This is a genomic window from Romboutsia sp. (assembly GCF_051659545.1).
Classification (GTDB): domain Bacteria; phylum Bacillota; class Clostridia; order Peptostreptococcales; family Peptostreptococcaceae; genus JBOFOR01.
The window spans coordinates 1-23,976 of the sequence record NZ_JBOFOR010000257.1; the positions used below are offsets into that span (position 1 = coordinate 1).

A 23,976-nucleotide genomic window follows, 5' to 3' on the forward strand; every position below is an offset into this window, starting at 1 on the left:
GTTTTATCTCCTTATTATTATTTACTACTGACTCTATTATATAACATCTTTTTATGAAAATCAAAAATAACCTAACGGTAGGCTTACATCCTCCACCTCCTACGGTGAGGAAGAGGAATTTCGCCTTATTAGGTTAAATACAAGTATAAGCTTGGATTTATGTAATATACTAGAATTAGGATAGTATTTATTTAAGGAGAACTTCTATGATTAAAGATAGTGTATTATTTACGAATAAAGAGTTAGGCAAATTTTGTACATATAGGCTAGTTTTTGGTGTAAGTTATAGTATTATGATTCCAATTATCCCATTATTCTTTAAAAATTTAGGATTAACAACAGTAATGATAGGTACTGTAATGTCATCCTATGGAATAAGTAAAACTATTGCTCAAATTCCATTTGGAGTTGTAAGTGATAAATTAGGAGATAAACTAACTGTTGTTTTTGCACTTATATTGATGAGCATTGTTCCGTTTTTATATACATTAACTAATAATCCATCTTATGCAAGTTATATTTATATAATTCAAGGAGGGATATTAGGTATGGCAGCACCTGCTACTTATTCAATACTTGCAAGATCAGTTGAAGACAAAAGGAGGGGAGAAAGTACAGGATTGGCATCAGCAGTATTTACTTTAGGTGGAGGTATTGGTTCTTGTATAGGTGGATATGTAGTAGCAATTTTAGGAAATTATAGACTTGCATTTTATATATCATCTTTTGGTATAGTTTTAACTTTAATTTATGTGATTTTTAAAATAAAAAGTATTAAGTCAATAAAACATAGTAAAATAGAAGAAAAACATTCATTAAAAGAAGTATTCATTGAAATAAAAAAATATAAATTAACTTATAAAATAATAGTTTTAGGAAGTATAGCTTTTTTAGGAGATTATATTTACGGTTGTGTTGTTGCATTGATTCATTTTTATTCTACAGATGTTTTGAACTCAACTATAGCATATTCATCTGCAATAATCTCTATTTATTTAATAGTTTTTGGAATAGGTGCACCAATTGCAGGATGGGTTAGCGATAAAATAGGAAACAAAAAGCAATTGTTTATAGCATTTACAGTTATGAATATTACTCTTTTTGCACTTAGTTTTACTAGAAACATATTATTTTTTACGCTAGCAATTATTATATATTTTTTAGGTGCTACTTTTTTAAATGCTTCTCTACAAAGTTCTTTATCTGAATTTGGTGATAATAAAAAAATTAAAGGTATAGTTTTTGGATTTGTTGGAGCTAGTGAATCTTTTGGATATGCAGTTGGTCCATTTTTTTCGGCATATATATATAATATAAATAAATCTTGGTTATTCTTAGGGTTACTTGGAGTTTCATTAATTGTTTCAATAATATATTTATTGCTTCATAAAAAGGCTGGTATATAGAAAAACGGAGTAAGTTACCTTACTCCAATTTGTTATTTCTAGTTAAAACTGTATACTATTCAAAATCTAAATTTACTTTTTATTTAGAGTATTTACCCCAAATCCGATTAGCACAAAACCTACGACAACATTTAAAAAGTTTATCAATGATGTACTTAAGAAATTGTTAGCCATACTTCCTAAAGTAGCTATAAAAGATAAAAATAATATAGTTGAAAGTACAGCTCCAAATCCAAATAAGTATAAATCATTATCTTTCATATTTTCATCAATAATTTTTGTTGAAAACACACCAGCCCAAAAAAGTATTGTTAATGGATTAGATAAAGTTAATAGCATAGTTTTTAATAATATATTTTCTACGTTTTGGCTATGAATAAAATTCAAACTAGGGATTAGAGATTGCCCAAATGCTCCAGTTATATTACTTATTCCAAATATAATAAGAATTAATGCTCCAAAATATTTTATAATACTTTTGGCATAAGAAGATTTATTTAGTAAAGTACCTATTCCCAAAATAGCCAAAAGTATATACAATATATCAACAATTGTTACCCCTAATACTCCAATCCCAGCTATAAAAAACCCAGAAGAAATTGCTGTCTGAAATATTAATAAGCATATGGGTCCGACTGCTAGCTGCAACAACATACCAAATTTGAATCCTTTAAAAATCATCAAAACACCACCTAATTTTATTATAAGTTTTAAGATGAGAATGGTAAACTAATTCTTGACCTGACTTTAGTATAACGGTTTTTATATCATCAACTTCTATATAGTTGATAAATGGAATATATTTAAAAATATTAAATATAATTTATTAGCCAAACAAGCAGTAAAATTTTTAGATAGCCTCTTAATATACAATTTTAATAAATTGTAATAATTAATAAATACTATGCATCGTATTAAAATAACATTAACTATAACTAAAATATTTTACTTTATTATGGTGAATTACTTTAAGAGTAATTTTAGGGTAGGATAAATGAAGATTTGCTTGTTTTAATAGTTTATCTACTTATTATAAGTTTAAAGATAAGGAGATAAGAAATATGGAGAAAAAATATGTTTTAGCAGTACCTAATTTTAGTGAAGGGAGGAATAAGGAAGTTATAGAGGCAGTAGTTGCAGAGGTAAAAAAAGTTGAAGGAGTTAAATTAGTTAGCTACGAACCAGAATATGATTTTAATAGAACTGTAGTGACCTTAATAGGTGAACCATATCAAGTAAAAGAAGCTCTTATAAATATGGCAATAAAATCATGTCAACTCATTGATATGAGAAAACATAGTGGAAGTCATCCTCGCATAGGAGCTCAAGATACACTTCCTATATTTCCTTTCAAAAATATTACGATTGAAGAGTGTGTATATTTAGCAAAAGAAATAGGTAAAGAGTTACATATAAAAACTAATATACCAATATATTTTTCAGGTGAAGCAGCAAAAAATCAAGATAGAAAGGCTTTTGCATTTATTAGAGCGGGTCAATATGAAGGATTGAAAGATTTATTAATAGATATTAAGGACAATGAAGAAAGAAAAGAAGAATATGAAAATAGAAAACCAGATTTAAGTATAGATGGTTTAATAAGTGAAAGTGCAGGAGCTACAATTTGTAGTGCAGAGAAAGATGGGCTTACTGCTTATAATATATTTTTAGGAACTGAAAATTTGCAAATAGCAAAAGAAATAGCTAAGGGACTAAGAGGTCCAACTGGAGGTTTTTCTACTATTAGAGCTGTAGGAATTAAATTTCCTGAAAGAGAAGGTGTAGTAGTTTCAATGAACTTGTTAGATTGCTCGAAAACTCCAATGCATAGAGCTTTTGAATTTGTAAAAATAGAGGCACAAAGGTATGGAGTAATGATTACAGGAAGCGAACTAGTAGGTCCAATTAAACTAGACTACATATTAGATAGTTTTGAATATTTCTTTAGATTAGAAGGTTTCAGAAAAGAACAAATTTTAGAAACTCATTTATATGAGATTTAGGAGGAAATATATGTTTGATGTTATTATAAAAAATGCGAGAATACCTCAAGGTGATGATACAGTTCTAACAAATATATTAGTTAAAAATGAGAAGATAACAGGATTTATTGATAATATAGATGAACTTGAAGCTAAAGAAATAATTGATGCAAAAAGCAACTTAACACTTCCAGGGTGTATAGACTCTCATACACATTTTATGTATCAAGGATTTCCGCATAGAGAAAACTTCCTAACAGGAACTGCTGCAGCTGCAACAGGTGGAGTTACAACTATAATTGATATGCCATGTTGTTCAGTACCATCTGTTCGAAGTATAGAACAACTAGAAACAAAACTTAGTATCTGTGGACCACAAGCAGTAGTAGATTATGCTATGTGGGGGGGAGTAACTGGAGAAGATGTAAGAGAAGGATGGCTTGATAATGTTCAAGAGCAAGCTGACTATGGAGTAGTTGCTTTTAAAGTTTATATGACTCCATCTGTTCCTACTTATCCAAGAGTTACAGACCCAGAAATGTATGAATGCTTCAAGGTTGTAGCTAAAACTGGATTACCAATAGGTATACATGCAGAGAACTTTGCTATTTGTGATTTTTATGTTAATAAGTATAAAAATGAAGGTAGACTTGATGGTCCAGCTTGGGCAGAAGCTAGAATGGAACTTGCAGAGAAAGTTGCAATAGAACTAGGAATTAGTTTTGCTGAAGCTAGTGGAGCCAGGCTTCATATAGTTCACATGAGTACGGGCATAGGAGCAAAATTAGTTAAAGAAGCCAAAATTAAAGGAATAGATGTAACTAGTGAATCTTGTCCTCATTATCTAACATTAAATGCAAAGGATGCAATGACTAAATATGGTCCACTTGCTAAAATTGCACCACCCCTAAGAACTGTAAAAGATAATGAAGAACAATGGGCAGGGATAAAGGATGGAAGTATAGATTTTATAGCTACAGACCATGCACCATATGAGATAGAAAGCGAAAAACAAAAAGAAGGAATGAATATATGGACTTCATTCCCAGGAATTCCAGGTGTTGAAACAATGGTTCCAGTAATAGTAAGTGAAGGCTACAACAAAGGAAGAATAAGTTTAAGTAAACTAGTTGATATACTAAGCACAAATGCTGCTAAACATTATGGAATATATCCTAAAAAAGGTGCTTTAAACATAGGCTCAGACGCAGACTTTACAATAATAGATTTAGATAAAGAGTGGACGATAGATACTAAAACGATGGTATCGATGTGCGGATACACTCCACTTGAAGGCATAAAATTAAAAGGCAAAGTATATAAAACTGTAGTCAGAGGAAACTTAGTATATCAAGATGAAGAGAAAGGTACTTTAGGAAACCTAGATAATTATGAGGTATTATTTAATAACCCTGAAGAACTTACTAGTGGAGAATATAAGGTAAGTTACAGAAAAGAACATCCAGAACTAATAGAAAACCATGTTAAAAATATAAAAGGGATAATGGTTAAACCAGGTTTTGGCCAATTTGTAAAGAGGATACAAATTATGAAATTAGATAAGAAGATAACTTACTAAAAGTAAAGGGAGGTAGATCATATGGCAAGACATGGGATTGTTATTATAGATATGTTAAACGATTTTATAGGTGCAAATGCACCACTTAGATGTCCAGGCGGGGAAGAAATAGTGCCAACTTTACAAAAACTTTTTGACTGGGTAAGAGAAAGAAATAATAAAGGTTTAGATGATATACAGTTAATACACATACAAGAAGCTCATAGAAAAAATGATGCTGACTTTAGAGTTAGACCAGTTCATGCAGTTAAAGGTACTTGGGGATCAGATTTTATAAAAGAATTATATCCACAAGGTGAAGAATATATTGTTCCAAAAAGAAGACATAGTGGATTTGCACATACAGATTTAGATTTATATCTTAGAGAGGAAAATTTGGATACAGTTGTAGTTACAGGGGTATGGACTAATGTGTGTGTTAGAAGTACAGCAAGTGATGCCTTATATAATGCTTATAAGGTTATAACATTAAGTGATGGTGTTCATTCTAAAAATGAAGAAATGCATCAAGCAGGTTTAAGAGATTTAAGTTTATTTACAAAGGTAATGACTATAGACGAGTATATTAAAGCTTGGGAATGTGGTATAGATCCTTGGGAAGGTGGAGGAGACAAAGATAATAAGGTTGAATAATTAGGAGTACAGAACTTGGCTATATGGTCAAGTTCTTTTTAAAACCTGTAGTAGGACTATTTACGGCAGCCCGTAGAAACATTTAGACCTTATCTCTAAATATATACAGGTATATATTTTTTTATTCTAAATTAGAGAACCATTAACATATCTGTTATGAATATGTCTGTCATCTCCTAAGTAAACAAATCTTTCTAATCTTTCTAGTAAAGTGTAATTATCAAAGTTTAACTCACTATCATCAATTACTAAGGCGTCAAAGTTATAACCTTCTTCAAAACTTCCAACTTTACCAAAGAAAGAACCTCCAGACTTAGTTGCTATATAAAAGGCTTCACTTAAACTTAAGAAATTATATTCATTATTTTGTGCCCAAATAAGTTTGGAAAACTCAATAGCATTTATCATTGTTTTAAAAATAGAAAAACTATGGCCACCACTTACATCACTTCCAAATCCAAGCTTTACATTGTTGTTAAGCAATTTTCTTAAAGGCATAATACCGCTAGCTAAGTTTGCATTTGAAGCAGGACAATGAACAGCATACACATTCTTTTTGCTCATAAGGTCTATTTCTTCATCTGTTAGATGAATACAATGAGCCATTAAAGTAGGTGTATCACCAAATAGTTTATATTTGTCATAAACTTGTGCATAAAACTTTGAATCAGGATGAAGTTCTTTTACCCATTTTATCTCTCCAATATTTTCAGATAGATGAGATTGCACAGGTAAATTATATTCCACTGCCAGTTTGCCAAGTGATTCTAGTAGATTTTCACTACAAGTAGGGACAAATCTTGGTGTAATAATTGGTTTTACTAAATTAGATTTATTGCTATATTCTTTGATTATATCCAATGTATCATTAATAGATTCTAAGGTATTTTCACAAAGAGTATTACAGGAGTTTCTATCCATGTTAACTTTTCCAATATAAGCTCCAATACCAGATTGTATAAATAAATCCATTAGTTTTTTCGTAGATTCTTTGTGTATAGTTGCAAAGGTTGCAACTCTAGTAGTACCATTTTTGTAGATTTCATGTATAAATCTTGAATACATCTTTTCTCCGTATTCTATGCTTTCATACTTTGATTCCTCAGGAAATGTATAATCATTTAACCATGGAATTAATTCTTTATCCATAGCAATTCCAACATTTCTAAATTGAGGAGCGTGACAGTGTAAATCGTTCATGCCAGGTATTATTAGTTTGTCACCATAATCAAACAACTCATAGCTTGAGTAATTTTCAGGAATTGTATCACAGACTGCAACTATATTGCTATCCTTTATTACTATACATCCATTTTCTATAATTTTAAATTCATCCTTGTTCGGAGTGAAAATTATATTTCCTTTTACAACTTTCATATTTACACCTCGTAGTATAAAATTAATAACTAGAAAATGATATTTTATAAATTTTCCAGGTATTTGAAATACCTGTAGTTTGACTATTTACGGTAGCCAAGTAGAAACATTTAGACCATATTTCTAAATATATACAGGTTTATATATCTTTTATAAGAATATAAACTTACATACAAATAAGATACTTATAATTATTAAAGCTTTATTAACCTTTTCTTTTTGTCCAGTTACTAATTTAAGTATAGTATAAGATATCATACCAAACATAATACCATTAGCTATACTGTAAGATAGTGGCATCATAACAAATGTTAAGAATGCTGGTATTGCATCTGTTGGATCACTGAAATTTAATTGAAGCACAGAACTAGCCATTAGAACACCTACTAAGATTAATATTGGTCCAGTTGCTTGAGCTGGTATTGCTGTGAATATTGGAGCAAAAAACAATGATGCTAAGAATAAGATACCTGTAGTTGTAGCAGTTAGACCAGTTCTACCACCCTGAGAAATACCGGCAGAACTTTCTACATAGGATGAAACTGTAGAAACACCTAATACAGCACCTGCTGTTGTACCTATTGCATCTGCAAGTAATGCTTGCTTAGCTCTAGGTAAAGTTCCATCAGCATTAAGTAAATTACCTTTTGATGCAACTCCAACTAAACAACCAACTGTATCAAATAAGTTAACAAATAAGAATGTAAATACTACCACTACCATATCAAAACTAAATATTTCTGATGTACTAACAGAGAAAGCCTTCATAAAAACGGGCTCAATAGATGGAACTGCGGATATTATCCCTTTTGGAATAGTAATTAATCCAGAAACCATTCCGAGGGCTGAAGTTATAATCATGGCAAGTAAAAATGCACCTTTTACGTTCTTAGACATTAAGATAGCAGCTATAATAAGACCAACTACCGTAAGTAGAACAAGAGGATCTCTCATGCTACCAAGTGTGACAGCTGCACCTCCAACCTTTACCAATCCAGTATTAATCATGCCTATAAACGCTATGAATAATCCAATACCTGCAGTTACAGCATGTTTTAGTAATGGTGGTATACAGTCAATAATTGCTTCACGTACATTTGTAAGAGTAAGTAAGATAAAAATTATCCCTTCAATAAACACTGCACACAAAGCAAATTGCCAAGTATGATTCATTTGAATAACAACTGTATACGTAAAAAAGGCATTAAGCCCCATACCAGGTGCACAAGCTATAGGATAATTTGCAACCAATCCCATTACTAAACTACCAACAAAAGCAGATAGAGCAGTGGCCACAAATACAGCAGGTTTATCCATTCCAGCTTCTCCTAAAATATTAGCATTAACCACTAAAATATAAGCCATAGTCATAAATGTTGTTACACCTGCGAGTATCTCTGTCTTTACTGTAGTATTGTTTTCTGATAGTTTGAATACATTGTCTAAAAACCTTGCTATAGAAGATTTTTGTTCTAATGATTCCATTTTTAAATTCCCCCTAATTAATATATTTACAAATTTAAACCTAACTTAAAAGAGAATCTTAAGTTTAAATTTAAGCAAAATTAGAAGTAATATTGAATATAGTTGATAAGTATACTGATTATTTACTTATATTTAATTTTAATTTTTATAAATGTTAAGTTTAAATCTATAGTCTTATTACTAGATAAATCTTTTATAAGATTATGAATATACAAGAGGATTATTTTTAAGATATTATTCAACTAAAGCAATTGCTCTAATTGGTGAGCCAGAGCCGGATCTAATTTTAAGTGGTAGACCAAAGTATATAAATCTTTTATTTACTACTTTCTCTAAGTTACATAGATTTTCAGTATTAGTTATGTCATATTCACCACAGACTAAATGGCCTGAAAAGTTTATATCATTGGGATGATCAATTGCAGGAGCATCAACACCAATATTAACAACACCACAATCTGCTAAATACTTAGCACCTTCATAACTAAGTCCAGAATATTCAGTTTGCCATTTGTTAGTTCCGTAATTTCTGTTATAGTGGCCAGTATATAAAAGTACTATGTCACCTTCATTTATTTCCTGTCCTGATTTTTGTATGGATTTTTTTATATCATCAGGTTCTATATATCTGCTGTATGGAATATTAGATAGGTCTATACATATTGCACTACCAAAAAAATACTCTAGTGGCATGTTGTCAATAGTATCTCCACTTGGTTTGTATTCCCAAACAGCATCACAGTGTGTTCCACAGTGTTCGCTAAGAAGTAAATTTCTAGCAGAGAAGCCTAAAGTTGTGCTACCAGTATCTTTCATATTTTGCTCATGTGTCATGTTGCTCATAATAAATGTGGGTTGATGCATAGGAAATACAGACATTCCTTGAAAAATCTCTTGTGATAAATCAATAACCTTAAAATTCATTTTTTCACCTCCTTAATTAAAAAACTAAAAATTTTGAAAATTATGTATGAATTTAATTGTAAGATGTATTATAATATTATTAGCCAAACAAGCAGTAGAGTTATTAGTGATTTGATTAATAAATATTTTAAGTAAATTATATATGTAATTATAAATATAATGCAACATATTAAATTTACATTTTATGTAAGATATAATTTTACATAAAATATATATTTACAATACTAATTAATTTTATTTTAATTAAGGCATTTTTGCTTTGGATTTACCCTAAAGTAAGGATAAATGAAGATTTGCTTGTTTTAATAGTTTATCTACTTATTAGAATTTATAGATAAGGAGATAAGGAAAATGAAAAAACAATATGTACTAGCAGTACCAAACTTCAGCAATGGTAGAGACAAAGAAATAATTGAGGCAGTGGTTAATGAAGTAAAAAGCGTAGAAGGCGTTAAATTAGTTAGCTACGAGCCTGAGTATGATTTCAACAGAACAGTGGTTACATTCATAGGTGAACCACAACCAGTCAAAGAGGCACTTGTTAAGATGGCTTCAAAATCAATTCAATTAATTGATATGAGAAAACACAGTGGATCTCATCCACGTATAGGAGCTCAAGATACTCTTCCTATATTCCCTTTCAAGGATATCACTATTGAGGAATGCGTTGAATTAGCAAAAGAAATAGGCAAGGAATTACATCTAAAAACCCAAATACCCGTTTATTATGCTGGTGAAGCTGCACGCAATGAAGATAGAAAAGCATTTGCGTATATAAGAGCTGGTCAGTATGAAGGCTTAAGAGACTTACTAAAAGAAAGTAAGGCTGATGAAGCTAGAAAAGAAGAATATGAAAGTAGAAAACCTGATTTAAGTGTAGATGGTTTGTTAAGCGAGAGCAGTGGAGCTACAATTTGTAGTGCTGAAACTGATGGTCTTACTGCATATAATATATTCTTAGGAACTGAAAACCTACAAATAGCCAAGGAAATAGCTAAGGGACTAAGAGGTCCAAGCGGTGGATTTTCAACAGTAAGAGCAGTTGGAATAAAATTCCCAGAAAGAGAGGGAGTGGTTGTTTCAATGAATCTACTAGATTGTTCTAAAACTCCAATGCATAGAGCATTTGAATTTGTAAAAAGAGAAGCAGAAAGATATGGTGTAATGGTAACAGGTACAGAACTTGTTGGTCCAATAAAATTAGACTATATACTAGATAGCTTTGAGTATTTTTTCAGATTAGAAGGGTTTAAAAAAGAACAAGTGCTGGAAACACACTTAATTGATATGTAGGAGGGATAAATTATGTTAGATGTAATTATAAAAAACGCGAGAATTCCACAAGGTGATGAAACAATTCTTACAAATATTTTAGTTAAAGATGAGAAAATAACAGGTTTTGTTAATGATATAGAAAATATAGATGCTAAAGAAATAATAGATGCAAATGGAAATTTAACTCTTCCAGGATGCATTGATTCACATACACATTTTATGTACCAAGGTTTTCCTCATAGAGAAAACTTTTTAACAGGAACAGCTGCAGCAGCTTCTGGTGGAGTAACAACAATTATAGATATGCCATGTTGTTCAGTACCATCAGTTAGAAGCATTGAGCAATTAGAAACAAAATTAAATATCTGTGGACCACAGGCAGTTGTTGATTATGCTATGTGGGGAGGAGTAACTGGTGAAGATGTAAGAGAAGGTTGGTTACACAATGTTAAAGAGCAAGCTGATTATGGAGTAGTTGCTTTTAAAGTTTATATGACTCCATCTGTACCAACATATCCAAGAGTTACAGACCCTGAAATGTATGAATGTTTCAGAGCAGTAGCAAAAACAGGTCTTCCTATAGGAATACATGCAGAAAACTTCTCAATGTGTGATTTTTATGTAAATAAATTTAAAAATGAAGGTAGACTAGATGGACCTGCTTGGGCAGAAGCTAGAATGGAACTTGCAGAAAAAGTTGCTATAGAATTAGGAATAAGTTTTGCAGAAGCTAGTGGAGCTAGACTTCATATAGTTCACATGAGTACTGGAATAGGAGCAAAATTAGTTAAGGAAGCTAAAATTAAAGGAATAGATGTAACGAGTGAATCTTGTCCACATTATTTAACTTTAAATGCAGAGGATGCTATGACAAAATATGGACCACTTGCTAAAATTGCACCTCCATTAAGAACAGTAAAAGATAATGAAGAGCAGTGGGCTGGAATCAATGATGGAAGTATAGATTTTATAGCTACAGACCATGCACCTTATGAAATAGAAAGTGAAAAACACAAGGAAGGAATGAATATATGGACTTCATTCCCAGGTATACCAGGTGTTGAAACAATGGTTCCTGTAATAGTAAGTGAAGGTTACAACAAAGGTAGAATAACTTTAAGTAAATTAGTAGACATATTAAGCACAAATTCTGCTAAGCATTATGGAATATATCCTAAAAAAGGTGCTTTAAATATAGGTTCAGATGCAGATTTTACTATAATTGATTTAGACAAAGAGTGGACTATAGATACTAAAACTATGGTGTCAATGTGCGGATATACACCACTTGAAGGTATGAAGCTAAAAGGTAAAGTTTACAAAACAGTAGTTAGAGGAAACTTAGTTTACCAAGATGGAGAAGAAGGAAACTTAGGTAAACTAGATAATTATGATGTAATATTCAATAATCCTGAAGAATTAACTAGTGGCGAATACAAAGTGAGTTATAGAAAAGACCATCCAGAAGTAATAGAAAACCATGTTAAGAATATAAAAGGAATAATGGTAAAACCAGGATTTGGTCAATTTGTTAAGAGAGTTCAGATAATGAAATTAGATAAACAAATAACTTATTAAAATAAAACTTAGTAAAAATAATTTGAAACTATTAAAGTACATTGAAAACTAAAGGAGGATATAAAAATGGCAAGACACGGAATTGTTGTTATAGATATGTTAAATGATTTTATAGGTGAAAAAGCACCACTTAGATGTCCAGGAGGAGAAGAAATAGTACCAAACTTACAAAGATTATTTTCTTGGGTTAGAGAAAGAAATGCTAAAGGTTTAGATGATATTCAATTAATACATATACAAGAAGCACACAGAAAAAATGATGCAGATTTTAGAGTTAGGCCAGTTCATGCAGTTAAAGGTACTTGGGGTTCGGATTTTATAAAAGAGCTATATCCTGAGGGAGAAGAATACACTATACCAAAGAGAAGACACAGTGCTTTTGCTCATACAGATTTGGATTTATATTTAAGAGAAGAAAACTTAGATACAGTTGTAGTTACAGGTGTTTGGACTAACGTATGTGTTAGAAGTACAGCTAGTGATGCTTTATACAATGCATATAAAGTTATAACTTTAAGTAATGGAGTACATTCAAAAAATGATGAAATGCATGAAGCAGGATTAAGAGACTTAAGCATATTTACAAAAGTTATGAATATAGATGAATATATAGATGCTTGGGACAAAGGTTTAGACCCATGGGCAGGTGGAGGAGACAAAGAAAATAAGGTTGAATAATCTTTAACTTTGTCAAATAATCAAGCAAATAAAAAGGAGATTATATAATCTCCTTTTATCAAACCCAAAGGAGATGTCTCATGAAAATAATAGTAGGAATATCTGGAGGAAGTGGTGCAATTTATGCACTGGGAATATTAAAGGCATTAAAAGATTTAAATATTGAAACACACTTAGTAGTTTCAACTATGGGAGAATATGTTGTAAACCATGAATGTGGAGTTAATTTAGAGGAACTTAAAGAAATGGCAGATTGTTTTTATGAAAACTATGATTTAGCAGCAGCCATATCAAGTGGTTCTTTTAAGACTGATGGTATGATAATTGCCCCATGTTCTATGAAAACTTTAGCAGCAATAGCTCATGGATATAGCGATAGTTTATTAACTAGGGCGGCAGATGTATGTATAAAAGATAAAAGAAGACTTGTACTTTTACCTAGAGAGACACCTCTTAGCTCTATACATCTAGAAAATATGTTAAAGCTATCAAATTTAGGAGTAACAATAATGCCACCAACACCAGGCTTTTATAACCACCCTCAAGATTTAAGTGACATAGTTTCTTCAATAGTTGGAAGAAGCTTAGACCAATTAAATGTAGAACATGATTTGATCAAAAGATGGGGTGAGTAAATGGAAAGTCAAATGTTAAGATATACCCTAGATAAATTAGATAAACTGGATTATACAAAAGTATGTAACAAAAAAGTTGACCCTAAATTTGAGCTAGGGGCAGTTCTTAGATATTTTGATAATGAAGTACCAATTTTATTTAATAATGTAAAAGGATATGACATGGATTTAATTGGTGGGCTATATGGAAGTAGAAATATATTTTATGATTTAATGGATACAGAGAAGGAGAATAGGATACATAAAATCATAGATGCAATAGCCAATCCTAAAGAAGTAAAAAGAGTTAAAGATGGACCTATTAAAGAAAATATTATAAAAAAAAATATAGACATTATAAAATTATTACCAATACCAACATCTCATGAAAAAGACTCCTCAAGTTTTATAACAGCAGGTATGCTAATCGTAAAAGACCCTGAAACAAAAGACATACATATGGCAGTTAGACGATTTCAAATAAACTCAAAAACTAATATAAGTACTTTAATATCAGGTGCTTCACCTCACTTAAGAGAACTTATAAAAAAGAGTGAAGAAAAAAATAGGCCAATAGAATGTGCTGTAGTTTTAGGATATGATGCTGAGTATTTAATAGCCTCTCAAATAAGTTCTTCAAAATATGGACTCGACAAACATATGGTATATAGTGCTCTAAAAGGTGAGCCTCTAGAAGTGGTAAAGTGCCATAGTGTTGATATTGAAGTACCAGCTTACTGCGAAATAGTTTTAGAAGGGGAAATTGTACCTAATAAAAAAGTAGTAGAAGGACCTTTTGGAGAACTAATGGGATATTATGGTGAAGTAGCACCAAATCCAGTTATGGAAATAAAAACAATAATGCATAGAAATAACCCAATCTTCCAACATGCCTTCCCTTGTAGAGAAGAACATTTATCAAATGGACTAATAAGAGAAGCTGAAGTATACAGTTCACTTTGTAATGTAGTAGATGTTGAAGATGTAAATATAACAGTGGGTGGAGGATGTAGACTTCACGCAATAATAAGTATAAATAAAAAGAACGAAGGCGACGGAAAAAGCACAATATTATCAGCACTTGGAAGTAGTAAGGATATTAAACATGTAGTAATAGTTGATAAGGATGTAGATATATATTCTTATAAAGATGTAGAATTTGCACTAGCATCTAGGGTACAAGCAGGCGAGGACGTAGTTATAATTAAAAATTGTCTAGGAAGTGGACTTGAGGCATCTCATGTATATAAAGGTTTAAGTGATAAGATGGGAATAGATGCAACGAAGCCTTTAAATGAAACAAGCTTTGAGAGAGCTATAATACCAGAATATGAAAATATAGACATAAGTAATTATTTTTAGGAAAAGTAGTACCTAAAGAGAGGTGAATAGATTGCAAGCATTAGGAATAGTGGAAGTGAAAAGTTTAATAGGAGCTGTAGAAGCAGCTGATGCTATGTTAAAATCTGCAGATGTACATTTAGTAGATTTAGATTTTGTAGGCTCGGGCTTAGTAGCAGCAATAGTTAGAGGGGATGTTGCAGCAGTTAGTGCAGCAGTTGAAAATGGAAAAGAAAGTGCTAGTAAGATTGCAGAAGTAATTTCAACAAATGTAATAGCAAGACCACATAGTGAAGTAAGTAAAATATTATAGGTGGTGAAAAAAATGGCTAATTCACTAACTACAAGTATAATGAAAAACATATCTAAAAAATCAAATAATAATAATCTAAATAAATATAAAGAACAAAAAGAAAAAGTAGTAAACAATTTTAGAGATAATGAAGAAGAAATACTTAGAAGTATACTACATAAAAATAAATCTAAAACTGTTTTAACTTATTTTGATAATGAAGAAGAACATATAATCACAAATAAAAAAATAAATGAAAAAACTTCTATAAATGATTTAATATCAAAATCACATAGTAATTCTATCTTAAATAAGAAGGATGAAGTAGATAAACCTAAACAAAAAACAATTAAAAAAATTACTAGCTTAAGAGATTTAGCTAAATAGGGAGGAAGTATATGAGAAAAGCCCTAGGAATGATAGAAGCAATAGGTCTAACAACAGCGATTACAGCTTTAGATGGAGCCTGTAAAGCAGCTGATGTAACTTTAGTAGGATACGATAAAGTAATAGGAGTAGAAAAAGCCATAAGTGTAACCATTCACATAGCAGGTGAAGTGGCAGCAGTAAATGCAGCATTGGAAGCTGGAGTAATGGCAGGAAATAGAGTAGGAAAAATTATATCATCAAGAACCATAGCAAGACCTGATGAAGAAATAGATTTTTTAATGAATGAATTCAAAAAGAATTTAAAAGAAAAAGAAGAAAATAAAAAAATGGAGGAATAAGTTATGGGACAAGCATTAGGAATGATAGAAACTAAAGGATTAGTAGGGGCAGTAGAAGCAGCAGACGCAATGGTAAAATCAGCAAATGTTACATTAATAGGATATGAAAAAATAGGTTTTGGACTAGTAACAGTTATGGTAAGCGGTGATGTAGGAGCAGTTAAAGCGGCAGTGGATGCTGGAGCAGAAGCAGCAAAGAATGTTGGAGAACTTCATTCAGTTCATGTAATACCAAGACCACATTCTGAAGTAGAAAGAGTTTTACTTAATAAATAGTAAATGAACAATAAAAAGAGCTTAACTGAAAATATCTTAAAAAATATAGGAAAAGAAAACAAGACGAAAATTAGCAAAAATAATAACAAGAAAGAAACTAGAAATAGCAATATAATAGAAGCTAATAAAGAGTATAAAAATAGTATAGATAACAATGAAGTTAAGCTAGATTTAAATTCATTTATTATGGTTCCTACAAACCACCCTAGAATAAAAGAAATTATAGAAATATTAAATAGTAATACTACAAGAGAAAGTATTATAAAAGAAAGTATTGCAAAAGAAAACAATACTAAAGAAGTAATTACTTTAAATGAGGTTAAAGATAATTTAGTTAACAATAAAATAGAAGTAAGTAAAAATTCTATAATAACTCCATTAGCTAAAGACTATATAAAGGAAAAGAAAATTGAAGTAATTACTACTTTTGAAAAGTAGAGGAAAATATTATGAAAATAGGAAGAGTAATAGGCACGGTAGTAGCAACTAGGAAAGACGATTCACTAATAGGTAACAAGTTATTAATAACTCAACCCTTAAATTTTAATAAAGAAAAAGATGGATCTCCATTAATTGCTGTAGATGTAGTCGGTGCGGGAATTGGTGAATTGGTAATGTATACCGAAGGAACGGCAGCTAGAAATGCAGCAAAAAAGCCTAATTCTTCTATAAATGCAGCAATTATTGGAATTATAGATAACATAGACGTATGGGAGGAGTAATATTGAAATATATAAAGCAAGGGATGGAGTATAAAGAGTTAATAGATACTCTTATGAGTGATAAACACCATGCAGATATAGTTTTGTATGGTGGAAATGTAGTTAATGTACTAACAAGAGAAGTATACAAAGCAGATATAGCTATAAAGGGGAAATATATACTATTAGTTGGAGACTGTGAAAAATTAATAGGAGAAGATACTATAGTTGTAGATGTAAAAGATAAATATCTATCACCTGGGTTTATAGATTCTCATATGCATTTTGAAAGTAGCATGCTTACAATAACGGAGTTTTCAAGATTATCTATACCATCAGGAACTACAACTTTAATTGCAGACCCTCATGAAATTGGTAATGCACTAGGACCAGTTGGGATGAAGGCTATGGCAGATGAGGCAAGTGTTGTTCCAAATCATGTAAGATTGGTAGTACCAGCACTTACACCAGATTGTCCAAGTTTAGAAACAGCAGGAGTAGATATTAATTCAAAAGATATGGAAGACTTACTAAACTATAAAAATATTATAGGAATAGGTGAACTACAAGGCTTTAGTAATGCTAAACATGTATATAGAAATACTCCTGAGGTGATAACAGACTTATTAGCTTCAACTATGTATGCTAAAAGTATTGGAAAAGTTGTAGATGGAAATGCTCCAGAGTTATTTGGAAGTGAACTTGCTGCTCATATAATTTGTACAGGTGGAAAATGCTCTTGTCATGAGACCACTACAAAAGAGGAATGTGTAGAAAAGCTAAGACAAGGTGTATATGTATTTATGAGAGAAGGTTCTACTCAAAAGAATATGGGAGATTGTATAAAAGCAGTTACAGAAGAAAACTTAGACTCTAGAAGATGTATACTAGCAACAGATGATATGGTAGCAGAAGACCTAGAAAAATTAGGACATATGAACGAAATAGTAAAAAGAACAATAAAACAAGGAGTAAATCCTGTTGAAGCAATTCAAATGGTAACTATAAATCCAGCAACATACTTTGGTCTTGATGATAGAGGTGTATTATCACCATCTAAAGTAGCTGATATAGCGGTAATAAATGATTTAGAAGAGATGGACGTGGAAGCTGTTTTCATAGAAGGAAAATTAGTAGCAGCAGAAAGAGAGATTTTAATAGACTTACCAAAATACACTTATCCAGATAGTGTAAAAAACTCAGTAAAAAGAGAAAAACTAAGTGTAGAAGATTTAGAAATAAAAAGTGATAAAAAAGAAGTAATGGTTAGATGTATAATAGCAATATCAGACCAAAATCTAACTGAAACTTTAGAAGAAAAAGCAAATGTAAAAAATAAAGTAATAGAAGCTGATGTATCAAGAGATTTATTATATATAGCTTGTGTAGAAAGATACGGTAGAAACAATAACATAGGTAAAGCCTTTGTTAAAGGATTTGGTCTTAAAAAAGGAGCTTTTGCAGAAAGTGTTGCTCATGACACTCATAACATAACAGTTGTTGGAACTAACCTAAAAGACATGGTAGTTGCAGTTAATCGTGTAATAGAAATGGGTGGAGGAATAGCCGTTGTAAGTAATGGAAGAGTACTAGAAGATTTAAGATTACCAGTAGGTGGATTAATAACGGATGAACTTACAGGTAGTGAAGTTAGTGAAAAAATATCAAAATTAGAAAATATAGTTAATAAAGACCTAGGAGGAAGTTTACATGCTCCATTTATGCATCTATCTTTCTTAGCGTTATCAACTAGTCCAAAGTGGAAAATAACTGATAAAGGGCTTATAGATGTAAATAATTTTGAAATATTGAGCCCTATAATTGAATAGAAATGTATAAAAGCCTTCCTAACATAAATTTAAGTGGAAGGCTTTTGTATTAATAATGGAGGGGTATATGATTGATGAAGTTTATAAAGTCAAAACTATAGATGAAGCAATAAACATATTAGAATTAAAAGAGGATGTAGGAATTTTAAATGGTGGAACAGATTTAATAGTAAATATTAGAAATAATAAAAGTAATAAAAAAAAATTAGTTGATATAAGTGATATTAGTGAATTGAAAAAAATTCAAATTGAAGGTGATGTAATAAAAATAGGCGCAGGAGTTACTTTTAAGCAAATAATAAATAGTGACAAAATAAACAAAAACCTATCTGGACTAAAAAAAGCAGCGAATTCAATTGGTTCACCGCAGATAAGGTCAAGGGCTACTATAGGAGGTAATATATGCAACAACTCTCCAAGTGCTGATATAATGCCTCCATTATTAGCCTTAGAATGTAAAGTTATACTTCAAAGCAAAGATGAAACAAGAAAAGTATTATTAAGAGATTTATTATTAGATAAAAATAAAATAAATATAAAAGAAAATGAATTATTGACTTATATAGAAATAAATAAACTTAGAGAGAATCAAAGCTTAGGCTTTTCAAAACTAGGATATAGAAAATCACTAGCTATAGCAAAAATATCAGCTAGTGTTTATATAGATAAAGAAGATAATAAGTTTAAAGATGTAAAAATAGCACTAGGTGCTTTAAGTAATACAGCTATAAGAATTTATGAAGCAGAAAAGTATTTGTTAGGTAAAGAAATCTGCAAAGATAATATAAAGGAAGCATTGTATATTTTAGAAAATAGAGTAAGTAATAATTTAAAAGGTAGAGAAAGTGAATACTTTAAAAGTAATGCAGTATCAGGTGTTGTAGAAGATGCAATAGAAGAATGCTTAAATGATAGTGAGAGGGTGAAAATTTGAAAAATATAACATTGGATATAAATGATACTATTTATGAGATTAGTATTGAGGAAGAGGATAGATTAATTGATGTGATTAGAGAAAAATTAAAGCTTACAGGAACTAAAGAAGGCTGTGGTGAAGGTGAATGTGGAGCTTGTTCAGTTATTATAGATGGAGAAATAATTAATTCTTGTTTAGTGATGGCATTTCAAGTAGAGAATAAAAAAATTACAACTATAGAAGGAGTTAAAGAAGATTACTTAAAGCAATCCTTTATAGATGTAGGAGCAGTTCAATGTGGTTTTTGCACTCCAGGAATGATTTTAAGCGGTAAAGTTATACTAGATAATCATGAAAATCCAACAAAAGAAGTAATAAGAGAAGGAATATCAGGAAATTTATGCAGATGTACAGGATACAACAAGATTGTAGATGCAATATACAATACATCTAAGGTAAGGAGAGATAATTAGTGAACATAGTAGGTCAAAATATAAAAAGAGTAGATGCTCATGCTAAAGTAAATGGTAGGGCTATATACCCTCAAGATATATATCTAGAGAATATGTTATACGGTGTAACACTAAGATCAAGTAAACCTCATGCTTATTTTAAAATAAACCTTGAAAAAGCACTAAAAATAGATGGAGTAATAAGAATATTTACAGCTAAAGATGTTCCATACAATCATCATGGCGTGGTATTTAAAGACCATGAAGTATTTTGTAGGGAGAAGGTTAGAAGAGTAGGGGACCCTATAGCTTTTATAGTAGCTCAAACTGAAAAGATAGCAAAAAAAGCATTAGCACAAATAGAAGTAGAATACGAAGAACTTCCAGCAGTGTTTGACCCAGAACTAGCAATGAAAGAAGACAGTGTAAAGGTTCATGATAATGATAGCAATATAGTTCATCATTTTAAAATTAGAAATGGTAACGTAGACAAAGCATTTGAAGAAAGTGATATTATAGTAGAAAGAGAATATAAAGTTCCACAAGTAGATCATGTGTTTTTACAAACAGAAAGTGGAGTTGCAACTATAGACGAGGAAGACAATATATTAATTTATACAGCTACTCAATATCCTCATTATGATGTAATTGAAGTAGCAGAAGCTTTAGAAATAGAAAAAGATAAAGTGAAAATTATAAACTGTGCAGTTGGTGGAGCTTTTGGTGGAAGAGAAGATATAATGCTCCAAATACATTTAGGCTTAGCAGCAAAAGAACTAAAAAGACCTATCAAAACAGTCTATTCAAGAGAAGAATCCTTTCAAGCTCATTCAAAAAGACACTCAATGATAATGAAATACAAAAGTGGTGTAACAAAAGATGGAAAATTAAAAGCCTTAAAAGTGAATATAGTAGGAGATACAGGTGCTTATGCTTCTTGGGCTATAAACGTACTTAGAAAAGCAGGAGTACATGCAACTGGTCCTTATGAAGTGGAAAACGTATGGGTAGATAGCTATGCAGTGTATACTAATAATCCTTTTAGTGGAGCAATGAGAGGTTTTGGCGCTACACAAGTACCAGTTGCTTATGAGCAACAAATGGACATTTTGGCTAAGGAACTAAATATAGACCCTGTTGAATTTAGACTAAAAAATATATTTAAAAAAGGAAGTAAAACGGCCACTAATCAAATTTTAAATGAAAGCATAGTAATAGAAAAATGTATAAATGAAGTTAAAAAACATATAGACTTTAATAAAACAGGTACTGGAATTGGTGCAATGTTTTATGGTACAGGATATGGAAATGGATTTCCAGATATTTCAAATGCTAAAGTTGTGTTAAATAAAGATGGTAAAATAGAAATATATGTTGGAGCAACAGAGGTTGGTCAAGGGGCTAAAACTGTAATGTGTCAAATAGGAGCAGAAGTACTTAATATTAATGTAGATGATATTATTCTCATAAGTGAAGATACTTCAATAACTCCTGATGCTGGAACTGCAGCAGCAAGTAGGCAAACCTATAACACGGGCAATGCTGTGAAACTAGCCTGTGAAAAATTAAAAGATGAAATAAGCAAGAAATTTGATATAAATAATATTAGTTTAAAAGAGATTTATAAAAAAATTGACAAAGAAAGCTTAATTAAGGAGGCAACATTCATAGCAAGTACAACTACTATGGATGTAGAAAGTGGGATTGGTAATCCATATTGGCCATATACCTTTGGTGCTTGTGGAGTAGAAGTAGATGTTGATGAAAAGACTGGAGAAATAAAAATATTAAAAGCAGTAGTAGCTCAAGATGTTGGGAAGGCTATAAATCCAAACCTTATTGAAGGGCAAATTGATGGAGGATTTGCAATGGGGTTAGGATATGCGCTGATGGAAGATTTAAAGGTTATAGATGGAGAGATAAAAAATAAAAAGTTATCTAAATATTTAATACCTACATCATTAGATACAATAGATCTTATAAAAATAATAATAGAGGAGGAAGAAAGTAGTGGACCTTTTGGAGCTAAGGGAATAGGAGAACCTGTAATGGTATACGTAGCACCAGCTATATTAAATGCAGTAGCTAGTAAGTTAGGAAAAAGAGCATATGAAATACCTTTAACCCCTGATAAAGTTGTAAAACTTATAAAAATGAAAGATATTAAGGAGTAAAGTATGAACATCAACAGATTAATAGATTTAGCTATAAAAAATATAAAACCTCAATTAGTATTTAAAAATGCAAAGATAGTAAATGTATTTTCTCATGAAATAATAAGTGGAGATTTAGCAGTAGACGAGGGCATTATTGTAGGGATAGGGAATTATGATGGAGAGAAAAACATAGAGATAGATGGTAAATTTATAGTTCCAGGACTTATAGACTCTCACTTACATATAGAATCAGCAATGGTAACACCACAAGAATTTGCAAAAGCAGTTGTACCAAGAGGAACAACTACAATAATAGCAGACCCTCATGAAATAGCAAATGTATGTGGATTAGAAGGTATAGAATATATGTTAAAATCAAGTGAAAAACTACCTTTAGATGTTTACTTTATGTTACCATCTTGTGTTCCAGCAACAAATTTTGAAAATTCAGGTGCTATTTTAAAGTCACAGGAACTAGAAAAATATGTTAATCATCCAAGAATACTAGGTCTAGGAGAAATGATGAATTATCCTGGAGTTATATATAAAGATGAAGAAGTTATAAAAAAAATAAATATGGCACATGAAAATAGTAAAATAATAGATGGTCATGGACCAAATATGAAAAATGAAGAACTAAATGCATATATTATTAGTGGTGTGGCTACAGAACATGAATGTTCAACTGTTGATGAAATGATAGATAGAATAAGGCTTGGAATGTATGTAATGATTAGAGAAGGCTCAGCAGCTAGAAATTTAGAAACTTTGATAAGGGGAGTAAATAACTTTAATTATCAAAGATGTTTATTCTGTACAGATGATAGACACCCAAAGGACATTTTAAGTAGTGGACATATAGATAACAATGTAAGATTAGCAATAAAAAATGGATTAGATCCAATTACAGCGATTCAAATAGCTACCATAAACTCATCCAACTGTTATAATCTAAAAAATGTAGGGGCAATAGCACTTGGATATAAAGCAGACTTGTTGATTATTGATAATTTAAAGGATTTTAATATTGAAGAAGTTTACAAAGATGGAGAACTTGTTGGAAAAAATAAAGAGGCTTTATTTAAGACTAAGGAACTATATATGCCAAATGTGTTAGAAACAGTAAAGATAGGGGAAATAAAGAAGGAAGACTTATCAATAAAACTAAAGGAAGACATAGTAAATGTTATTAGACTATTACCACATAATTTAATAACAGAGAAAGTTAGTAGAAAAGTTGATACAGAAAATAATGAATTTAAATACAATGAAAAACTAGATATATTAAAATTAGTAGTAGTTGAAAGACATAAAAGCACTGGAAATATAGGTCTTGGTTTAGTTGAAAACTTTAATTTGAAAAATGGAGCAATAGCTTCTACTATAGCTCATGACTCACACAATATAATTGCTGTTGGTGATAATGATGAAGATATATTAAAAGTAATAGAAAAAGTTAAAAATATAGGTGGTGGAATAGCTATAGCATCTAAAAATCAAATTCTAGATAGTTTATCACTTCCAATAGGAGGTATTGTAAGTGATAAAAGTATAGAATATGTAAATGATAAGTTAGAGAAAATGTTAGATATAGCATACAACAAATTAAATGTAAGTCAGGAGATAGATCCATTTATGACACTATCATTTTTAGCATTACCAGTAATTCCACAAATAAAACTAACAGATAAAGGGCTATTTGATGTAATTAAATTTGATTTTATAGAAATATAAAAAATAAATTATAAATAATG

General features: G+C 30.7%; 24 protein-coding genes and 2 riboswitches. Of the genes, 20 read left to right on the forward strand and 4 right to left on the reverse strand.

Annotated elements, in window-relative coordinates; all coding sequences use genetic code 11:
• The first annotated feature begins 206 nt into the window (after positions 1-206).
• Positions 207-1,406 carry an MFS transporter gene (locus ACRC03_RS14540; protein WP_438653307.1) on the forward strand — a complete coding sequence of 400 codons (1,200 nt, stop codon included), beginning with the start codon at positions 207-209 and terminating at the stop codon, positions 1,404-1,406.
• Between the two features lie 72 nt (positions 1,407-1,478).
• Here ACRC03_RS14540 and ACRC03_RS14545 read toward each other — a convergent pair whose 3' ends face one another.
• A complete protein-coding gene (locus ACRC03_RS14545) occupies positions 1,479-2,087 on the reverse strand; it encodes a LysE family transporter (RefSeq protein ID WP_438653308.1) in 609 nt (202 codons plus the stop codon).
• Between the two features lie 380 nt (positions 2,088-2,467).
• Between ACRC03_RS14545 and ftcD (ACRC03_RS14550) the strand changes: the two genes are divergently transcribed.
• Genes ftcD (ACRC03_RS14550) through ACRC03_RS14560 form a run of 3 tightly spaced genes read left to right on the forward strand, consistent with a single transcriptional unit; the run spans position 2,468 to position 5,600 of the window.
• On the forward strand, positions 2,468-3,409 hold the full coding sequence (gene ftcD, locus ACRC03_RS14550) for a glutamate formimidoyltransferase (RefSeq protein WP_438653309.1): 942 nt from the start codon (positions 2,468-2,470) through the stop codon (positions 3,407-3,409).
• Positions 3,410-3,419: 10 nt separating this feature from the next.
• The gene (locus ACRC03_RS14555; RefSeq protein WP_438653310.1) at positions 3,420-4,967 is read left to right on the forward strand and encodes a dihydroorotase; all 1,548 of its coding nucleotides are present in this window, start codon (positions 3,420-3,422) and stop codon (positions 4,965-4,967) included.
• A gap of 21 nt (positions 4,968-4,988) precedes the next feature.
• Complete coding sequence (locus ACRC03_RS14560) at positions 4,989-5,600, forward strand: cysteine hydrolase family protein (RefSeq protein WP_438653311.1); 612 nt, start codon at positions 4,989-4,991, stop codon at positions 5,598-5,600.
• A 28-nt stretch (positions 5,601-5,628) separates the two neighbouring features.
• A riboswitch (purine riboswitch) is annotated at positions 5,629-5,729 on the reverse strand.
• On the opposite strand, the gene guaD is transcribed toward ACRC03_RS14560, so the two are convergent.
• The 3 genes from guaD to ACRC03_RS14575 all read right to left on the reverse strand — a co-directional run bounded on the left by guaD (position 5,727) and on the right by ACRC03_RS14575 (position 9,386).
• The gene (guaD, locus tag ACRC03_RS14565; protein ID WP_438653312.1) at positions 5,727-6,977 is read right to left on the reverse strand and encodes a guanine deaminase; all 1,251 of its coding nucleotides are present in this window, start codon (positions 6,975-6,977) and stop codon (positions 5,727-5,729) included. (Overlaps the previous riboswitch by 3 nt.)
• 55 nt (positions 6,978-7,032) lie before the next feature.
• A riboswitch (purine riboswitch) is annotated at positions 7,033-7,134 on the reverse strand.
• Positions 7,128-8,462: an NCS2 family permease gene (locus ACRC03_RS14570; protein ID WP_438653313.1), complete on the reverse strand. Its 1,335-nt coding sequence runs from the start codon at positions 8,460-8,462 to the stop codon at positions 7,128-7,130. (Overlaps the previous riboswitch by 7 nt.)
• A 234-nt stretch (positions 8,463-8,696) precedes the next feature.
• On the reverse strand, positions 8,697-9,386 hold the full coding sequence (locus ACRC03_RS14575; RefSeq protein WP_438653314.1) for a cyclase family protein: 690 nt from the start codon (positions 9,384-9,386) through the stop codon (positions 8,697-8,699).
• Between the two features lie 351 nt (positions 9,387-9,737).
• Here ACRC03_RS14575 and ftcD (ACRC03_RS14580) point away from each other — a divergent pair, with 351 nt between their 5' ends.
• From ftcD (ACRC03_RS14580) to ade (ACRC03_RS14655), 16 genes are all read left to right on the forward strand, one after another.
• Positions 9,738-10,679 (forward strand): glutamate formimidoyltransferase, encoded by a 942-nt coding sequence (gene ftcD, locus ACRC03_RS14580; protein ID WP_438653315.1) that lies wholly within the window; start codon positions 9,738-9,740, stop codon positions 10,677-10,679.
• A gap of 12 nt (positions 10,680-10,691) precedes the next feature.
• Positions 10,692-12,239, forward strand: coding sequence for a dihydroorotase (locus ACRC03_RS14585; RefSeq protein ID WP_438653316.1), 1,548 nt, complete (start codon positions 10,692-10,694; stop codon positions 12,237-12,239).
• A gap of 66 nt (positions 12,240-12,305) precedes the next feature.
• Positions 12,306-12,917 (forward strand): cysteine hydrolase family protein, encoded by a 612-nt coding sequence (locus tag ACRC03_RS14590; protein ID WP_438653317.1) that lies wholly within the window; start codon positions 12,306-12,308, stop codon positions 12,915-12,917.
• Positions 12,918-12,997: 80 nt separating this feature from the next.
• Positions 12,998-13,552, forward strand: a complete 555-nt coding sequence (locus ACRC03_RS14595) for a UbiX family flavin prenyltransferase (protein ID WP_438653318.1) — start codon at positions 12,998-13,000, stop codon at positions 13,550-13,552.
• Positions 13,553-14,893, forward strand: a complete 1,341-nt coding sequence (locus tag ACRC03_RS14600; protein ID WP_438653319.1) for a UbiD family decarboxylase — start codon at positions 13,553-13,555, stop codon at positions 14,891-14,893.
• 22 nt (positions 14,894-14,915) lie between these two features.
• Positions 14,916-15,185: a BMC domain-containing protein gene (locus tag ACRC03_RS14605; RefSeq protein WP_438653320.1), complete on the forward strand. Its 270-nt coding sequence runs from the start codon at positions 14,916-14,918 to the stop codon at positions 15,183-15,185.
• Positions 15,186-15,197: 12 nt separating this feature from the next.
• Positions 15,198-15,551: a hypothetical protein gene (locus ACRC03_RS14610; protein ID WP_438653321.1), complete on the forward strand. Its 354-nt coding sequence runs from the start codon at positions 15,198-15,200 to the stop codon at positions 15,549-15,551.
• Between the two features lie 11 nt (positions 15,552-15,562).
• Entirely contained in the window at positions 15,563-15,892 is a 330-nt protein-coding gene (locus ACRC03_RS14615) for a BMC domain-containing protein (protein WP_438653322.1), read from the forward strand.
• A 3-nt stretch (positions 15,893-15,895) separates the two neighbouring features.
• Complete coding sequence (locus ACRC03_RS14620; protein ID WP_438653323.1) at positions 15,896-16,168, forward strand: BMC domain-containing protein; 273 nt, start codon at positions 15,896-15,898, stop codon at positions 16,166-16,168.
• Positions 16,169-16,171: 3 nt separating this feature from the next.
• Entirely contained in the window at positions 16,172-16,606 is a 435-nt protein-coding gene (locus ACRC03_RS14625) for a hypothetical protein (protein ID WP_438653324.1), read from the forward strand.
• Between the two features lie 11 nt (positions 16,607-16,617).
• Positions 16,618-16,890 carry a EutN/CcmL family microcompartment protein gene (locus ACRC03_RS14630; protein WP_438653325.1) on the forward strand — a complete coding sequence of 91 codons (273 nt, stop codon included), beginning with the start codon at positions 16,618-16,620 and terminating at the stop codon, positions 16,888-16,890.
• A gap of 2 nt (positions 16,891-16,892) precedes the next feature.
• Positions 16,893-18,698 (forward strand): adenine deaminase, encoded by a 1,806-nt coding sequence (gene ade / locus ACRC03_RS14635; protein WP_438653326.1) that lies wholly within the window; start codon positions 16,893-16,895, stop codon positions 18,696-18,698.
• A gap of 67 nt (positions 18,699-18,765) precedes the next feature.
• Positions 18,766-19,632, forward strand: a complete 867-nt coding sequence (locus ACRC03_RS14640; RefSeq protein ID WP_438653327.1) for an FAD binding domain-containing protein — start codon at positions 18,766-18,768, stop codon at positions 19,630-19,632.
• A complete protein-coding gene (locus ACRC03_RS14645) occupies positions 19,629-20,087 on the forward strand; it encodes a (2Fe-2S)-binding protein (protein WP_438653328.1) in 459 nt (152 codons plus the stop codon). Before ACRC03_RS14640 ends, ACRC03_RS14645 begins: the two co-directional genes overlap by 4 nt.
• Entirely contained in the window at positions 20,087-22,240 is a 2,154-nt protein-coding gene (locus ACRC03_RS14650) for a xanthine dehydrogenase family protein molybdopterin-binding subunit (protein WP_438653329.1), read from the forward strand. The genes ACRC03_RS14645 and ACRC03_RS14650 overlap by 1 nt, the downstream gene beginning before the upstream one ends.
• Before the next feature lie 3 nt (positions 22,241-22,243).
• Positions 22,244-23,956 (forward strand): adenine deaminase, encoded by a 1,713-nt coding sequence (gene ade / locus ACRC03_RS14655; RefSeq protein ID WP_438653330.1) that lies wholly within the window; start codon positions 22,244-22,246, stop codon positions 23,954-23,956.
• The last annotated feature ends 20 nt before the right edge of the window (positions 23,957-23,976 follow it).

What these genes read in the sequence shown, in the direction of transcription:
- ACRC03_RS14540 (WP_438653307.1), top strand. Translation starts at nt 207, where the DNA reads ATGATTAAAGATAGTGTATTATTTACGAATAAAGAGTTAGGCAAATTT.
- ACRC03_RS14545 (WP_438653308.1), bottom strand. Translation starts at nt 2,087, where the DNA reads ATGATTTTTAAAGGATTCAAATTTGGTATGTTGTTGCAGCTAGCAGTC.
- ftcD (WP_438653309.1), top strand. Translation starts at nt 2,468, where the DNA reads ATGGAGAAAAAATATGTTTTAGCAGTACCTAATTTTAGTGAAGGGAGG.
- ACRC03_RS14555 (WP_438653310.1), top strand. Translation starts at nt 3,420, where the DNA reads ATGTTTGATGTTATTATAAAAAATGCGAGAATACCTCAAGGTGATGAT.
- ACRC03_RS14560 (WP_438653311.1), top strand. Translation starts at nt 4,989, where the DNA reads ATGGCAAGACATGGGATTGTTATTATAGATATGTTAAACGATTTTATA.
- guaD (WP_438653312.1), bottom strand. Translation starts at nt 6,977, where the DNA reads ATGAAAGTTGTAAAAGGAAATATAATTTTCACTCCGAACAAGGATGAA.
- ACRC03_RS14570 (WP_438653313.1), bottom strand. Translation starts at nt 8,462, where the DNA reads ATGGAATCATTAGAACAAAAATCTTCTATAGCAAGGTTTTTAGACAAT.
- ACRC03_RS14575 (WP_438653314.1), bottom strand. Translation starts at nt 9,386, where the DNA reads ATGAATTTTAAGGTTATTGATTTATCACAAGAGATTTTTCAAGGAATG.
- ftcD (WP_438653315.1), top strand. Translation starts at nt 9,738, where the DNA reads ATGAAAAAACAATATGTACTAGCAGTACCAAACTTCAGCAATGGTAGA.
- ACRC03_RS14585 (WP_438653316.1), top strand. Translation starts at nt 10,692, where the DNA reads ATGTTAGATGTAATTATAAAAAACGCGAGAATTCCACAAGGTGATGAA.
- ACRC03_RS14590 (WP_438653317.1), top strand. Translation starts at nt 12,306, where the DNA reads ATGGCAAGACACGGAATTGTTGTTATAGATATGTTAAATGATTTTATA.
- ACRC03_RS14595 (WP_438653318.1), top strand. Translation starts at nt 12,998, where the DNA reads ATGAAAATAATAGTAGGAATATCTGGAGGAAGTGGTGCAATTTATGCA.
- ACRC03_RS14600 (WP_438653319.1), top strand. Translation starts at nt 13,553, where the DNA reads ATGGAAAGTCAAATGTTAAGATATACCCTAGATAAATTAGATAAACTG.
- ACRC03_RS14610 (WP_438653321.1), top strand. Translation starts at nt 15,198, where the DNA reads ATGGCTAATTCACTAACTACAAGTATAATGAAAAACATATCTAAAAAA.
- ACRC03_RS14615 (WP_438653322.1), top strand. Translation starts at nt 15,563, where the DNA reads ATGAGAAAAGCCCTAGGAATGATAGAAGCAATAGGTCTAACAACAGCG.
- ACRC03_RS14620 (WP_438653323.1), top strand. Translation starts at nt 15,896, where the DNA reads ATGGGACAAGCATTAGGAATGATAGAAACTAAAGGATTAGTAGGGGCA.
- ACRC03_RS14625 (WP_438653324.1), top strand. Translation starts at nt 16,172, where the DNA reads ATGAACAATAAAAAGAGCTTAACTGAAAATATCTTAAAAAATATAGGA.
- ACRC03_RS14630 (WP_438653325.1), top strand. Translation starts at nt 16,618, where the DNA reads ATGAAAATAGGAAGAGTAATAGGCACGGTAGTAGCAACTAGGAAAGAC.
- ACRC03_RS14640 (WP_438653327.1), top strand. Translation starts at nt 18,766, where the DNA reads ATGATTGATGAAGTTTATAAAGTCAAAACTATAGATGAAGCAATAAAC.
- ade (WP_438653330.1), top strand. Translation starts at nt 22,244, where the DNA reads ATGAACATCAACAGATTAATAGATTTAGCTATAAAAAATATAAAACCT.